The organism is Rothia dentocariosa ATCC 17931, assembly GCF_000164695.2.
In the GTDB taxonomy this organism is placed as follows: Bacteria; Actinomycetota; Actinomycetes; order Actinomycetales; family Micrococcaceae; genus Rothia; species Rothia dentocariosa.
The window spans coordinates 2,329,875-2,344,602 of the sequence record NC_014643.1; the positions used below are offsets into that span (position 1 = coordinate 2,329,875).

Consider the following 14,728-nt stretch of genomic DNA (forward strand, 5'->3'; position numbering starts at 1 on the left):
GGGTCTACTAAGACTGCATCTGTTCCGCTAAGGCGCCCCTCGCCGCAGCGAAAAGGTGGGGTCCCGCAGGTGCGGTCTGTTCTTCCGAATTGCTCGCCGGTGATCGCCGGGTCTTTGCAAACATCTACATTCTATGGGGTTTGCAGCTACGGGTGCAAGCTACAAAAAACCCAATTTTTACCCGCCTTCAGAACCTCTGTGACGCATCTCGGGCGTGTCGTAAATGCATGTTTTTACAGATATACTCAATGTTTTCATGCACTTTCAATTGAATATTAACCCTCGACACTAGATATTGGGGTCATTCTTGCCAGCATCCACTAAATATGCATTTTTACGTGCTCTGTCAACGAAAAAATTTTCGTTTATCTAGCGTTTATACAGCACATGGGACGTCCTGTTTCTCTGAAGAACACGCCCAGAATGCTGTGGGAAAGTTCACGGGTCTCCCCACATCGACTTCCTTCCTCAATGATGCACTTCTGACCTTCCGCACCAGTTCGGCGCCCCCTCTGAAATAAGGGGTTATTGAGTCTGAATAACATAATTTTTTTAACAGAAGTCCCTAGCCCCTGAATGCTCTGCTCGGGTAAGTGTAGCTCGCGTTCTTCATGTGCACGGCAAGCAGAATCGTCTCGGTTGCTAATTCGGGAAGCCCCAGAATCTCGGAATTCTCCATAGAAAGCAATCCGTTATGTTCTATTAGTAATACTTTTGGGGCTATAGAACAAAAATCATTTTTGTGACAATATTTACGCTTCCTGCTAGCAGGAACAAGTGACGACTTCTAAACTGGAGGGCATGAAGAAAACCCGCACGCAACCTCCCGGCACACCACTATTTATTGGAGCCGCCATCGCAGGTTTATTGCACGCCGCTCCCAGCTTTTACTGGATGTGCGGCGGGATGTGGCTGTTAGATACCGTGGGGCCGATGGCTGTCGAACTACAGCAAGAGGGTAACGTTCCGGTGCGGTTTTTACTGGCTGCCGTGTTTATCGCCAAAGTTACGGGCGCACTTGTGCCGCTTATAGACCATCTACGACCACCTGCGCACGCATGGGTTCGCATTATTTCTTGGGTTGGCGTTTTAGTGCTTATAGGCTGGGGCGGCCGTGGGACTTTTGCGGGGTGGCAGCGTGTAGTAACTGGTCAAGCTTCCCTAAGCAACCCGCTCATAGCCGGGCATACCTACCTATGGAGTCCCCTTTTCCTCATTTGGGGACTGCTGCTGTGTGGGGCGTTATTCGTCTCGCGCGCTCGCCGCCAGAAAGTGCCGTCAACAGGCTAAAGACCACTCGGCATATGACGTTAAGAGATGTTGAAGGCATCTGCCACATCGCTACTACATATAACGTTTTGGGTAGAAATGGAGGATTAAATTCCCTCGGCAGAAAGCTTCTTAATGTATCCGGTTAGTTCAAGGAATGTACAGTCGAGGATTTTTACATAATTATTATCTTCTGGCTCCCCGAAAGTATTCGGGGAGCCAGAAGAATTTTTGAAAATTACTTTAGAGAGTTCTGCGGCTAAAACCGTAAGAGTAATGTAGCTAGGTAGCGGAGGAAGAACTGTTGCCACTTTCAACAAGCTGAGGATATTTTTGCTTCAGATAGGTATTGGTGACGTACTTCCAGGACCCACCATCGTAGATGGTCACCATGTAGATGTTATCCGCTGTATCTGCTGGCTGGTCTGCCACTTCTTCCTTACTAAGGTGTGCTTTATAGGCTTCAAATTTTTCACCATAATTCCAAGCAACAGCCACGATATCGGATTCGAACACTACCGTAGGCCTTTTATCAAGAATCCAACACTTGAGGTCGTACCCTTCCATCCAGCCACCACCGTTATAAATGTCGCGATACAAGTCAAATTGTGGTCGAAGATTCGGATCATCTTCATGGCTAAGTTTCTTCGCATATTCAGAATTTCCGGTAAGAACCGCGTACAGGAATGATGCCTCATAGGCGGCAAGAGCCTTATATGAGCCTTCCAGGGTCTTCTGGCGTATGGCATTCTCGTCAATATCAGGTTCGGGAACGTTCTTTGCAGGCTCGGTGTTGGTTGCGGGAGTATAACCGCCTTTATCTTTAGTCGGAAGTTTTATGTCTCCCACATATTTATTCCAGTCAGCAACGAACTTTGCGTACTCTTCCGGTGAGGTCGAGTCGCTGGGTGAACTTGTTGACGAAGCGCTAGAGCTTGAAGAGGATGAGCTGTTGCTCGGCGAGTTTTGAACACTCTTGACGGAGGGAGCGCATCCGGCGAGGGTTGCAATCCCAAAAGCCCCAAAACCAATAAGAGTAGCGCGACGTGAAGGAGTAGAGGTGAAAGTGGTGTATGGCGAATTCATTGGTTTTCTCTTTTCAGTATGCGTATGTTTTTGAGTGATTACTCTGCACCGTAACAACCGCGTCTGAAAAGACCCTGAACTTTCGTACCCACAACCTGAGAGTAGCCTAAAAGTTACAGAACAAAACTCTAAGAATTAGACCTGTAGGTAAATATCGCCGTCTCGCACTTCTAGAGGGTACACACCAATCGTATAGTCAGCCCCTGAGACACACTCACCCGTAGTGAGATCGTATACCTCTTTATAAAGAGGCGAGGCGATAGTTGAGTGCCCGTCTTTCTCTCCAACAATGCCGCGAGCAATCACAAGAGACTGACTATTAGGGTCACGATGATCGCATGCATAGTACCCATGCTTAGTTTTAAAGATTGCATACTGCTGACCTTTGACGAGGGCAACCTCGCCCCAATTTTCTTCGAGTTCACTTTCGGGACAGATGCGAACCCAGGAAGATGCTACGGCGGCATTTTCAGTCATACGGCTCTACCTTTCGACAGGTGCTATCTATGCAACCGGTCACAGTCAAGAGCTACATATCAAATCAGCATAGACAGAAGGCGGCATACGAGAGCACAAGTATTTCTTGTGTGTTCTATTTGGAGTCTACCCTATAAAAACCACAGATAAAAATATGACATACCTAAGCTACTAAAGGTCTGAAAAACCCTTAAAAACACAGCACTTTAGGGAGTTTAGGCTTACCTAAAACAACAATCCTTAGGGTCAAAAACACCCATTAATCCCTAGATATTTCAAGGAATTTCCTTAAAATTTTTCTCAAAAATACCGATTTTGGCACTTTCGTCGTATAGCCTCTGTGTAAGATAAAAACAGCGACTTTTTACAAGCAAGAATCTGCGTATAAAACAACATAATCCCACACTCTTGTTGTTCTGGCTCAAGGTTTGTTCCCGGTTTTCCTGCATTGCCGGTTCCTAGAGACAGGTCATTCTTTGCTGAAGTCGGTATACACATAACTAGGAAGGACAAATATGTCTCAGAACGGCCCTGGGAACACCGCCCGTAATATTCTGGTCGTCGGTGCAGGACCCGCAGCATGGCGTTTTGTACGCGCTTATCATGAAGGTGCCCAAGACGCTGGACGCGCCTCTGACACCATTACCGTTCTCAATGATGAACCGTATATTCCGTACGACCGCGTTGCTATCGAACAGCTTTTCAAAGATACCGACAAAGACCTTACCCTTGGCGACCCAGCGCTCTGGGACGAGTCCACGATCAACCTGGTTAACAATACCCGTGGCGAATCACTCAACCGTGACTCGCGCGTTGTTAAAGGTTCAGACGGCGTAGATTACCCCTACGATGTGCTTGTATTCGCTACCGGTTCAAGTGCGGTGCGCATTCCGATTCCTAACGCAGATTGCGCCCATGTATTCCGCACCGCAGATGATGTTAAAAACATGGTCTCCGAAGTTGAACGGTTGCAGACTAAACTTGGGCGCGCACCGCGCGGTATTGTTGTCGGCGGAGGCCTTCTCGGGCTGGAAGCCGCAGAAGGTCTCAAAGACCTTGGTGCCGAACCCACCATCCTTGATGTTGCCCCGTGGCTTCTCTCCGTGGAGGTCGATCAGGGTGGCGGTTATGCGGTCAACGCCCAGATCAAAGCAACCGGGATCGACATCGAAACCGGTGCGTTCATATCCGCTATCAACAAAGATGCCTCAGGCGAGGTTATTTCGGTCTCCGTAGCAGATTCCACCTCGGACGAAGCCGTTATTCACCAGATTGATGCAGACCTCGTGGTCTTCGCTGCAGGTATTCGCCCCAACGATGAGCTGGCACGCGCCGCTGGACTAGAGACTGGCGAACGCGGTGGTATTCTCGTCAATAATGCATGCCACACAAGCGACGAGTATATCTGGGCTATCGGCGAAGTAGCCTGCGTACTTGGACGAACCTGGGGTCTGGTTGCCCCCGCCAACGCAATGGCGGATGCGGTCGCCAAGAATCTGCTCAACGGCAACGAAGATGCTCAGGTCGAAGAATTCGATATCGCCACGAAACTCAAATTCTCAGGCGTACAGGTTGCAGGCTTCGGTGACCGCCGCGGCACCACGGAAGGCTGCCTCGAAATTCTCTTCGCAGACCCCGCGCGCGGCATGTACCAGAAGATCGTGACTAGCGGCGACGCCAAGACTCTCCTCGGCGGCGTTTTCGTGGGAGACACCGCTCCTTTCGATTCCCTCAAGCCGCTGCTGGGACGAGAACTCCCGGCAGAGCCCAATGTGTATCTCACGGCGGCAGGTGGCGGCGACGGTATTCCCGATACAGAGCTGCCCGACGATGCCATTCTCTGCTCGTGCAACAACATTAGCTTCGGCGAAGTCCGTCAGGCAGTGGTTGACGGCAACCACGACGTACCCGCCCTAAAGGCATGTACCACGGCTGGCACCCAGTGCGGCTCCTGTGTGCCCATGCTACAGAAAACCCTCGAACAGCAGATGAAAAAGATGGGTATGACCGTCTCTAAGGCGCTGTGCGAACACTTCGATTTCTCCCGCGCAGAGCTTGCAGAAGCGGTACGCCTTACTAACCTCGACGACTTCGATTCGGTCATTGCACGCTTTGGGCACGGCGACGACGGCTGTGCCATCTGCAAACCAACGGTCGCATCCATTCTTTCATCTTTCCGCAACTCCTACGTGCTCGATGCCGGTCGCGGCGGCCTACAGGAAACCAACGATCGTGCTCTGGCAAACATGCAGAAGAATGGCACCTATTCGGTTGTGCCGCGCATCCCTGCAGGCGAAATTCCCGCTAAGAAACTGGCCGTCATTGCTGCCGTTGCGGATGAGTTCAACCTCTACGTCAAGATCACCGGTGCGCAACGTATCGGTATGTTTGGCGCCCGACTGGAGCAGCTGCCCTACATTTGGGAGCGGCTGGTTGATGCTGGATTCGAATCCGGTCAGGCATACGGCAAGTCACTGCGTAACGTTAAATCCTGCCTTGGCTCAACCTGGTGCCGCTACGGTGTTCAAGACTCGGTGGGTATGGCCGTCGAGTTGGAGAATCGCTACCGCGGTCTGCGTTCACCCCACAAGTTCAAGTTTGGTGTCTCCGGCTGTAACCGTGAATGTGCTGAAGCACAGGGCAAAGACGTGGGCCTGATCGCCACCACCAACGGCTGGAACCTATACCTTGGTGGTAACGGCGGCGCGAACCCGGCGCATGGGCGCTTGTTCGTCAAGGATGCCTCCAGTGAAGAAGTTGTTCGTTACATCGACCGCTACCTCATGTACTACATCCGCACAGCGGATAAGCTACAACGCACTGCCCGATGGCTTGAAGACCTTGACGAAGAGCACGGTGATGGTTTGGCCCATCTGCAATCCGTACTCATCGAAGATTCTTTGGGAGTCTGCGAGGATCTGGAACAAGATATGCAGCGTCACGTGGATTCTTACCAGGACGAATGGGCTGCCACCCTCAAAGACGAACGCCGTCTGCGCCGCTTCCGCGCCTTCATCAACGAGTCCGATGGCAGCGATGAAGCAGCGCATCTGTTTGTTCTTGAACGTGAGCAGATTCGCCCAGCAACGCCCGAGGAAATTGCTGCCGCAGAGAAGGGTGAAGGCAATACCGTGCTGGTGACGGGAGCGAAAATCCCAGTCGGCCCACCCAGCGCGCATAATCCTGTTCCAGCGAACGCATAAGGACCCGCCCATGTCACCTAAAATTCCGCCGTTTCCACCGCGCGAATTTGCGACGATAGATGAGGTTCTAGCCAATATTCCGGCGGGTGTTGCTCAAGACGCGCCTTTAGTTCCAAGCTCCCGGGCAGATGTACCCGGTAAGGTGTACATCGCCGGGGGCGGTCCCGGTGCTCTCGATTTGCTGACTCTACGTGCTGTTCGAGCGCTCGGTGAAGCCGATGTCGTGCTGCTAGATCATTTAGCTCCACAAGAGCTTGCCGAATACGCTCCAAACGCCCTGATCATTGACGTAGGCAAAGTACCCGGTAAGCATGCGGTGCCGCAGTCACGCATCCAGCAACTCATGATTGACTATGCACTCGCAGGCAAAACCGTGGTGCGGCTCAAAGGCGGCGATCCATATGTATACGGTCGCGGTGCTGAGGAGCTAGATGCTTGTTTTGCAGCCGGACTGGATGCTGAGGTTATTCCGGGCATTACTAGCGCTATTGCGGTGCCCGCCCAAGCTTCTATCCCCGTGACTCTGCGTAAAGTATCGTCGATCTTTACTGTCGTTTCGGGCCATTCTGGGCTTGATGAAACCGATATACAAGCTGTTGTTTCAACGTTGCGCGCTCATGGTACCGTGGTGCTTCTGATGGGCGTGCGTACTCTGCCGGATACTATCGAGCAGATAATGTTGCGCGGTGTTGAAAGCGATATGCCGTTGGCCACTATTGAGAGGGGGTTCACGGACCAAGAGCGCGTTATCGTCACGACCTTGCAGCAAGCTCTTCAGGACTGCCGAGACGTTAAATCACCTGCTATTACAGTCATTGGTGAGGTCGTCTATTATGCACGCGACGATCGGCATCAGTTCATCAGTCATGTACATGAACGGCTGCGTGAGCAATCCACGTCTTGAGTTCTCTGCCGCTCAGAAACTTGCTCCATAGCGGATTGATTATCCGCTAATTCTGGCGCATACAACGTGGCTTCCGTCTTCGTTTTCCTAGTTGTCGAAGGCGGAAGCCATTTTATATGCTTTACCGTATTTGAGTATTACTCGGTAGCGGCGACCAACGCCTCGTCAAGACGAGATAGAGCGCACTGAGCAATAATGCGTGCGGAGGCAATATCGTGAGAGGATACCAACGGTGCAGCCACTATAGTTGAAGCGCTAACCGCCTCGATATCACGTCTCATCTTTTTGGCAAAAAATCCATCTGCAAGCAGGTACGGGGACGCGAACCTTGGTTGCTCTTGACGAGCTATATCAATTATTGTCGGCTCAATTGCTGCGATAAAAGCATTTCTGGTAGGTGTGTGAAGAACTTCTGCGAGCAAATCGGCGGCGCGCTGCATATCTGCTCGCCCATCTTGGCGGGATGAGCCCGCAGCCCCTTGAACAATCGGTGGTGCGGCAGAACCGGCAGCTATTTTTTCATGCCATCCAACTTCCTCAAGCCGAGTTCGCTGAAGATGGGCAAGTCGCGCATCCGGCCCCAGAGAGGCAGCAATATGAATATCTTTAACTCCGCTGGTACGGGCAGCGCGCCTTAGATCAACCTGGGTGTGAAATCCTGTGGACAGTAGAACCGGCACAATAACACAAGGCTCGCCATCTGGTAAGGCTTGAGCGGCTTCATCTACACTCGGTGTCTGCACGTCTACATAAGCTTCGTGAACTTTATATTCTCGCCCATCAGACGTGCTTCGTTCATGAAGTAGCTTTTGAAGCTCGGCGCGCACGAGGGCAATCGCTTGGTGCCCTTCTGAAGAGTCAGTACCGTGAGAGGTCGCAAGAATATTGAGAACAGACATAGCTCAAGTGTACGCGTCTGAAGAACCCGACTCACCTATAAAGGTAATTACCACCTTATAGAAGGGCATAAAGGATGGGTACCCGTACGATGCGGGTACCCATCCTTGTACCTATTCACAACACACGGAATTCGTGTGCTTCCCTATGTGATAACCTGCGGACTACCGCAGAGGTTCTTATGCGTTGTCTTTCTTACGACGACGAGCCGCAACGAGAGCGGTACCTGCCACCAGCGTTGAGCCGCCAAGCGTCGTGAAGAGTACAACGCCGTCAGCACCGGTACGAGCCAGGTTACGCTTATTAGCTGAGGTCGTAGCTGCAGAGCTCAAGTTACTGTGCGCATTACCAGTATTGGCGTCCGGTTCAGCTTGTACTGCATCGCCTTCTGCGGATCCGTTCAGAGCAGCTGCACCGCCTTGTCCGCCGTTGTTGTGTCCAGCCTTCTTAGCGCCGGGGCGGGTTGCGGCGACGTTGGCATTGTTATCCTCACCACCGGGTGCCGGGTGCGAGTCATCAGAAACCATCGCTACTGTGTATGCCTGTACATGTTCTTCACCCTTGGGATTGCTAATCGCAACGATACCGTATGAGTACCCTGGACGCAGCTTTGCAGCTTCGACTTCCAGCTGTGCAGTGAACGAACCATCAACAATTTCTGAGGGTTTCACAAAGACGCTCTTGATGGCTTCGCCTTGTGCTTTACCTTCGCTGTCCAATTCGAAGATAGTAACTTCAACGCCTTCTGAGACGTGTTCGCCGGTAAAACCAGTACCCCGGACTACAACGACGTTAGTTGCTGCATCTCCAGAGAAGTGTGCGCTATCGACACGCAGCGAAGCCTTATTCGCTACATCCATTGTGGTGTCTTCTGCAGGCGATGCAGGGGCAGGAGCTGAAGGAGTTGCGGAGGGGTTAGCAGATGCGGTCTCTGAAGCTTCAGCAGATGCACTGGAGGGGGCTGCACTAGCTGATTCAGAGGCGCTGGGAGCCTCGCTCTTCGCTGTATCAGTGGATGCGCTCGGTGTGGGAGCCGCGGACTCTTGGGGTTTGGGAGTTACTGTCTCTGTAGGCTTAGGCGCCTGGGTATTCTCGGTTTGCGCCGGTGCGGCAGTCGAGGCGTCCTTCTTACTAGATTCCTGAGGAGCCGGGGCCTCACTCGTTACAGTATGAGCAACGCGGCGCTGCTTGAGCTCAACGATGGTACCTGCTACAAGGTGATCTTTACCGCCGGGGTTACTGACAGCAACAATTGCATAGCTCTTATTGCCTTTCAGTCTGCTTGAGCTGACGTTCACAGTGGCGGTAGCAGTACCATCAATGAGTTCTTGGGCAGAGACACGACCGGTTGCAAGAGGGGCGCCTACAGGGCGGCCTTGGGCATTTACTTCCTGAATGCGAACCTCTATAGAGCTACCAACGCGCGGACCGTAGAAACCACTGACACGCACGGTGAAAGGGCTAAATTCGTTATCGGTGTAGATAGTGGCGGAATCAACAGAAACCTTAGGAGCGTTCTGGCGCCCCTCTGAGGTTTCATCACCCTCATTCTCAACCCCGATCACCTTTGCGCCGGGAGTAGCCTTTGAGGTTTTCTCGGTCTGTTCTGGGACGGCAGGGGTTTCAGACGGCTTAGCTTCAGGGGTTGAGGCTGAAGCAGTCTCAGAGGCGTTCGGAGATTCGGATTTTACCGGTTTTTCCTGTTCAGGCACCTGTGTAGAGGCCGCAGAAGCGGTTTCCTGAGTACCTGCCGGTTGAGCAGATGCGTTGGATTTTGCCCAAGGGATAGTCTGAAGCGGCAATGAGGAATTCTCATGTGTTGATTCAGTAGCGGAGGTATCTGAACCGGTCGAGTTGCCTGCTTCAGATGCAAAAGTAGCAGGAACATAGCTTAACGTTCCTGCTGTAATAACGGTCGCGGCGGCGAGTGCGTAGACACGGGTTGACTTCTTTGGAGCCATGTTTCCCTCTTTGAAGTTATGTGAGTTGAGCTACTGCATATTTCTGTGATGTGAGTGCCAGATTCAGTTACTCATTGACCCATCTCAATTTATCGGTGACGCCCTAACACTAGCATTCGTGAGGGGCTTGCAATGAGAAACTGTACCACCACCCCAAAAGTGTTACCAAATATTTATTTTTACCATTACTTAATCCACGTTAAAATCAGACCAATAGCGCATATATTACGAATATTGGGAGTAAACCTCAGGTTTCTCTTGAAGGAGTAATAAGAACGCCAGATACCGCGTGCGAAACCTTAGTTTTGCACGCGGTATCTGTAATACCTCTTTAAATATCTACGAAGACCGGATGACCTTGAACTGGCTTGCCTGAGCAAGCGGGCGCAAAGTCACATGATCAAGATTGATATGGTGAGGGATATTCAATGCGAAAACTACTGTCTGAGCAACGTCCTCTGCCACCAGAGGGTTCCGTACCCCGGCATATACCTTTTCGGCAGCTTCCACAGACCCCAAGCGGTTCAATGAAAATTCTTCTGTATGCACCATACCCGGGCGAATCTCAATGACGCGCACATTGTGATCAGCTTCCTCAAGGCGCAGAGCCTCGGTAAGTCCCCGAGCACCGAATTTCGCGGCGTTATACCCTGCACCTCCTTCATAACCGCCTTCGGCTGCTGTGGAGGTCAGGTTCAGAATGCTCCCCTGACCGTGAGCCCTCAGTGCGGGAGCAAAGGCACGCACCGTATGTAGAATTCCGAGCACATTCAGGCGGTACATCGCAAGGTAGTCTTCCGGATCTCCATCAGCAACACGATCAAGACCAATCGCTCCCCCAGCGATATTAACCAGCGCCTCAAGCTGTGAGTGCTCCGTCATGATCTGCTTTGCAGCTGCGTTTACTGCCGATTCATCAGTAACGTCACAGGTTATAGGATGCGCTCCGGTCTCTGCTTCAAGTGTGCGAAGACGTTCGGTACGGCGAGCAAGCGCATAAACCGTCCATCCGGTAGCCGTTAGCTGTTCAACTGTTGCACGACCGATGCCGCTGGAGGCACCTGTTACAACGGCAACTTTGCCTTCACAAGCGTTGGGGGCAAACGGGTTGGCAGGAATACGAGTATTGTTTAGCATCATGAACTTACCTTTCCGCGTCGGTGGTGAAAGTCTTGTTCATCTATGATGCCATACACAAAATTATCGTATAGGAAGATAGGCAATACGCGCTGACAGAGTCACACGCGCATCGCACATCTGCGGGATAGTAGATAGCATTATCGATTCTTCCCGCTCTCATGAACCCTTGCCTTTAAAGGTGCACAACGCAGTATTTTTAGCGTTTCCGCTGGGGAAACCCCCATTTAGAACGTTTACCGTCGCGAAAACCCAGACGATGCTCAAAATGGCGAGAGCTGCTGCCCGTCTTCGTAGTATCGGGAGGAACGGTTCCTGCTTTTGCTGACATGAGGTATAAAATCCCCGCTCCCGGCAAGAAAAGCACAAGCGGAAGTATCATATGCAGACGCTCTTCGTTGTATCCGGTTCGCGTTGTTAAATGCCAAACGCAAACCGCAACGATCGCGAGATGAAGAGCAAGTACCGTCATAACAGGAGCTGATATCTCAAACATGGAAGTCCCTTAAAAAGTTTTCCTGTGTGATATTCACCAGTCTACTCTTATGCGGTATCTTGTGATAGGGAATCGAGAGGTAACACACGATGAATAGATAAATACCTCACATAAGGCACGAAAACTACAGATATACCTATGGATTTTTTAGCATTTCGCTCTCGCAGCGCACAATGCGATGCTCTCTATACCCGCCGCGAGCAGCTTCGTGCTCGGGCCGAGCAAATCCGTGCAAGAACGCATCGCCCTTGGAGCTCCGACCTACATTTCTCTTCGGGCAAACCTACCGGGACCCAAAGTTCTATCATCATTTTTCGCATCTTCCACGCCGGGAACAGCGCCGTTTTCTCTCCTCGCAACGCGAGCTTATTGCACGAGTTGAGCGTGCATTAGCAGAATACGAAACACAGGCATATGGTGCGTGATAACCGATATTTCTGCGCTACACAGGAATCTATACACTTACTCAACGTAAAGGCGCCAACCTACGCTATGCGATACACCGCCACAGCCCATAAAGTATGAGAAAATAGCCCCTATGGCTGAAAATACTCAGGGCTCAGACTCGCCCGCACAGATTAACGTTCCTGATCGTCCCGCGCTCGAAGGCCTCGAAGACAAACTCTCCGAGCGCTGGGCACAGCAGAAAACCTACGCCTTCGACGAGAACACGACGCGCGAACATGTCTATTCGATTGATACCCCACCGCCGACCGCATCCGGCTCGCTCCATGTGGGGCACATGTTCTCCTACACTCAAACCGACGTCATCGCCCGCTACCAGCGTATGAGCGGCAAGAACGTCTTCTATCCTTTGGGCTGGGATGATAACGGTCTGCCCACCGAACGTCGCGTACAAAACTACTACGGTGTACTGTGCGACCCTTCCGTTCCCGATAACCCAGATTTTCGCCAGCTGATTCCGCTCAAGGCCGATGGCTCACCCAAACCCGACCGCAGCCAAGCAAAGTGGCCACGTATTTCACGCAATAACTTCATTGAGCTATGTGAAGAACTCGCTGTTGAAGACGAGAAAGTTTTCGAGCATCTTTTCACAACCCTGGGGCTTTCCGTCGACTGGTCCCATACCTACCGCACCATAGATGCGCATTCACGCAAAGTCTCACAGCTTGCATTCCTCAAAGACCTTGAGGCTGGTAATGCTTATATGGCGGAGGCACCGACCATGTGGGATGTTACCTTCCGAACTGCCGTAGCGCAGGCCGAGCTTGAAGATAAGGAACGCGACGGAGCCTACCACCGTATCAGCTTCCACCGCGAAAATGGCGAAAAAGTCTGGATTGAGACTACCCGCCCCGAGCTGTTGCCCTCCTGCGTGGCATTGGTGGCGCATCCCGATGATGAACGGTATCAGCCGCTCTTCGGAACGAAAGTGACTTCTCCTCTATTCGGCGTTGAGGTCGAGGTGATGGCGCATCCGCTGGCTCAGCCTGATAAGGGAGCCGGCATCGCTATGATCTGTACCTTTGGTGATACCACCGACGTTACCTGGTGGCGCGAATTGCAGCTTCCGACCCGAGCCCTCATCGGGCGTGACGGCCGTTTCTCCCGCGAGACTCCCGAATGGATTACCTCTGCCGAAGGCCGCGAACGCTACGAGCGCATGGCGGGCACCACCGTCTTTACCGGTCAGAAGACCGTAGTTGAAATGCTTGTTGAAACTGGCGAGATGGAGGGTGAGCCGAAAAAGATTAAACACCCCGTCAAGTTCTATGAGAAGGGCGATAAGCCTCTTGAGATCGTGGCTTCACGCCAGTGGTATATTCGCAACGGTGGTCGCGACGCCGAGCGCCGCGAAAAGCTTATTGAGCGCGGACGCGAAATCAACTGGGTTCCCTCCTTTATGCGCAGCCGCTACGAAAACTGGGTGGAAGGCCTTAACGGCGACTGGCTGATTTCCCGTCAGCGTTTCTTCGGCGTTCCGTTCCCGCTCTGGTACCCGCTTGATGCCGAGGGTGATCCGGATTATGAAAACCCGATTCTGCCGGCTGAGGATATGCTTCCGGTGGATCCGGCCTCGCAGGCTGCCCCCGGATATTCGGAAGACCAGCGTGGTGTACCTGGCGGATTTATTGCCGATCCAGATGTTCTCGATACCTGGGCTACTTCTTCACTCACCCCGCAAATTGCAACCGGCTGGGCTACAGATCCTGAGCTGCATGCGAAGACCTTCCCGATGGATCTTCGCCCGCAGGGACACGATATTATTCGTACCTGGCTCTTCTCCACCGCTGTGCGCGCCGAGACCCTTGCGTCCTCTGTACCTTGGTATAACACTGCGCTGTCGGGATGGATTCTTGACCCCGACCGCAAGAAAATGTCGAAGTCTAAGGGCAATGTTGTTGTCCCGCACGATGTACTCGATAAATACGGTTCGGATGCGGTACGCTACTGGGCGGCCTCGGCCCGATTAGGTGCCGATACCGCCTATGACGAAGGTCAGATGAAGATCGGCCGCCGCCTGGCAATTAAACTTCTCAACGCCTCAAAGTTCGTGCTGAATTTGGGTGCTACCGAGAAATCGGTGATTACCTCGCAGTCTCAGGGGCAGGTGCTTACCAACGCGCTGGATCGCTCCTTGCTTGTGCGTTTGGCGTACCTCATTGAGGAAGCAACTGCAGCTTTCGAGAAATACGAATACGCTCGTGCCCTCCAGATTGCAGAGAGTTTCTTCTGGTCTTTCACTGACGATTTCGTGGAACTCATTAAAGACCGCGCCTACGGCGCTCGTGGCGAGACCGAGCAGGCTTCTGTGCTGGCGGCTCTCGCCACCACTCTGGATGCGCTTCTGCGGCTCTTCGCGCCTTTCCTGCCGTTTGTGACCGAAGAGATTTGGTCGTGGTGGCGTGAGGGCAGCGTGCACCGCGCATCCTGGCCACAGGCTCTGCCGGTTCTTGAAGGTGCATTATTGGCGGAGTATGCAGCAAACAACCCAACTGCCGGTATTTCGGCACAGTGGGTACTTGCTGATGTGAATCCCGCCCAGATTGAGAACCTCAAGCAGGTTCTTCCCGATGTCGCAGAAGCACTTGGCGGTCTGCGTAAGGCGAAGAGCGATGCAAAGGTTAAGCAGCGTACCGAGGTCGAGTCTGCTACGATTGCCGCCTCTCAGGAGCAGCTGGAGCGCATCCAGTCTGGTCTTGAGGATTTACGGGCGGCAGGCAACGCTCGCGAGGTTTCTCTGGTGCCTTCGGAAGGCGAACTTGAAGTTCGTGATGTAGTGCTTGTTGTAGAAGAAGCTACCGAGTAGTCTCTCTAGAACAGCCACGTTCTCACG

Annotated in this window: 10 protein-coding genes; 4 read left to right on the top strand and 6 right to left on the bottom strand. The window is 52.4% G+C overall.

Annotated elements, in window-relative coordinates; all coding sequences use genetic code 11:
- Positions 1–777: 777 nt before the first annotated feature.
- A complete protein-coding gene (locus HMPREF0733_RS09965; protein ID WP_244864731.1) occupies positions 778–1,290 on the top strand; it encodes a DUF3995 domain-containing protein in 513 nt (170 codons plus the stop codon).
- Between the two features lie 261 nt (positions 1,291–1,551).
- On the opposite strand, the gene HMPREF0733_RS10825 is transcribed toward HMPREF0733_RS09965, so the two are convergent.
- Positions 1,552–2,355: a DUF6318 family protein gene (locus tag HMPREF0733_RS10825; protein ID WP_013399195.1), complete on the bottom strand. Its 804-nt coding sequence runs from the start codon at positions 2,353–2,355 to the stop codon at positions 1,552–1,554.
- A 135-nt stretch (positions 2,356–2,490) separates the two neighbouring features.
- Positions 2,491–2,832 (bottom strand): nitrite reductase small subunit NirD, encoded by a 342-nt coding sequence (gene nirD / locus HMPREF0733_RS09975; protein ID WP_004004830.1) that lies wholly within the window; start codon positions 2,830–2,832, stop codon positions 2,491–2,493.
- 515 nt (positions 2,833–3,347) lie between these two features.
- On the opposite strand from nirD, the gene nirB reads away from it, so the two are divergent.
- Both nirB and cobA read left to right on the top strand, forming a co-directional pair.
- On the top strand, positions 3,348–6,035 hold the full coding sequence (gene nirB / locus HMPREF0733_RS09980) for a nitrite reductase large subunit NirB (protein ID WP_013399197.1): 2,688 nt from the start codon (positions 3,348–3,350) through the stop codon (positions 6,033–6,035).
- 10 nt (positions 6,036–6,045) lie between these two features.
- On the top strand, positions 6,046–6,939 hold the full coding sequence (cobA, locus tag HMPREF0733_RS09985) for a uroporphyrinogen-III C-methyltransferase (protein WP_013399198.1): 894 nt from the start codon (positions 6,046–6,048) through the stop codon (positions 6,937–6,939).
- Positions 6,940–7,076: 137 nt separating this feature from the next.
- Here cobA and HMPREF0733_RS09990 read toward each other — a convergent pair whose 3' ends face one another.
- From HMPREF0733_RS09990 to HMPREF0733_RS10005, 4 genes are all read right to left on the bottom strand, one after another.
- A complete protein-coding gene (locus HMPREF0733_RS09990) occupies positions 7,077–7,838 on the bottom strand; it encodes a sirohydrochlorin chelatase (RefSeq protein ID WP_013399199.1) in 762 nt (253 codons plus the stop codon).
- A 177-nt stretch (positions 7,839–8,015) separates the two neighbouring features.
- Positions 8,016–9,797: an LPXTG cell wall anchor domain-containing protein gene (locus HMPREF0733_RS09995; RefSeq protein WP_013399200.1), complete on the bottom strand. Its 1,782-nt coding sequence runs from the start codon at positions 9,795–9,797 to the stop codon at positions 8,016–8,018.
- A gap of 339 nt (positions 9,798–10,136) precedes the next feature.
- Positions 10,137–10,934, bottom strand: coding sequence for an SDR family oxidoreductase (locus HMPREF0733_RS10000; RefSeq protein ID WP_041322129.1), 798 nt, complete (start codon positions 10,932–10,934; stop codon positions 10,137–10,139).
- 199 nt (positions 10,935–11,133) lie between these two features.
- Positions 11,134–11,430, bottom strand: coding sequence for a hypothetical protein (locus HMPREF0733_RS10005; protein ID WP_037230985.1), 297 nt, complete (start codon positions 11,428–11,430; stop codon positions 11,134–11,136).
- 538 nt (positions 11,431–11,968) lie between these two features.
- Here HMPREF0733_RS10005 and valS point away from each other — a divergent pair.
- On the top strand, positions 11,969–14,701 hold the full coding sequence (valS, locus tag HMPREF0733_RS10015; RefSeq protein WP_013399204.1) for a valine--tRNA ligase: 2,733 nt from the start codon (positions 11,969–11,971) through the stop codon (positions 14,699–14,701).
- Positions 14,702–14,728 lie beyond the last annotated feature (27 nt).

Coding starts and splice junctions, on each gene's coding strand:
- HMPREF0733_RS10000 (WP_041322129.1), bottom strand. CDS start 10,934: ATGCTAAACAATACTCGTATTCCTGCCAACCCGTTTGCCCCCAACGCT.
- nirB (WP_013399197.1), top strand. CDS start 3,348: ATGTCTCAGAACGGCCCTGGGAACACCGCCCGTAATATTCTGGTCGTC.
- HMPREF0733_RS09990 (WP_013399199.1), bottom strand. CDS start 7,838: ATGTCTGTTCTCAATATTCTTGCGACCTCTCACGGTACTGACTCTTCA.
- valS (WP_013399204.1), top strand. CDS start 11,969: ATGGCTGAAAATACTCAGGGCTCAGACTCGCCCGCACAGATTAACGTT.
- nirD (WP_004004830.1), bottom strand. CDS start 2,832: ATGACTGAAAATGCCGCCGTAGCATCTTCCTGGGTTCGCATCTGTCCC.
- HMPREF0733_RS09995 (WP_013399200.1), bottom strand. CDS start 9,797: ATGGCTCCAAAGAAGTCAACCCGTGTCTACGCACTCGCCGCCGCGACC.
- HMPREF0733_RS10005 (WP_037230985.1), bottom strand. CDS start 11,430: ATGTTTGAGATATCAGCTCCTGTTATGACGGTACTTGCTCTTCATCTC.
- cobA (WP_013399198.1), top strand. CDS start 6,046: ATGTCACCTAAAATTCCGCCGTTTCCACCGCGCGAATTTGCGACGATA.
- HMPREF0733_RS10825 (WP_013399195.1), bottom strand. CDS start 2,355: ATGAATTCGCCATACACCACTTTCACCTCTACTCCTTCACGTCGCGCT.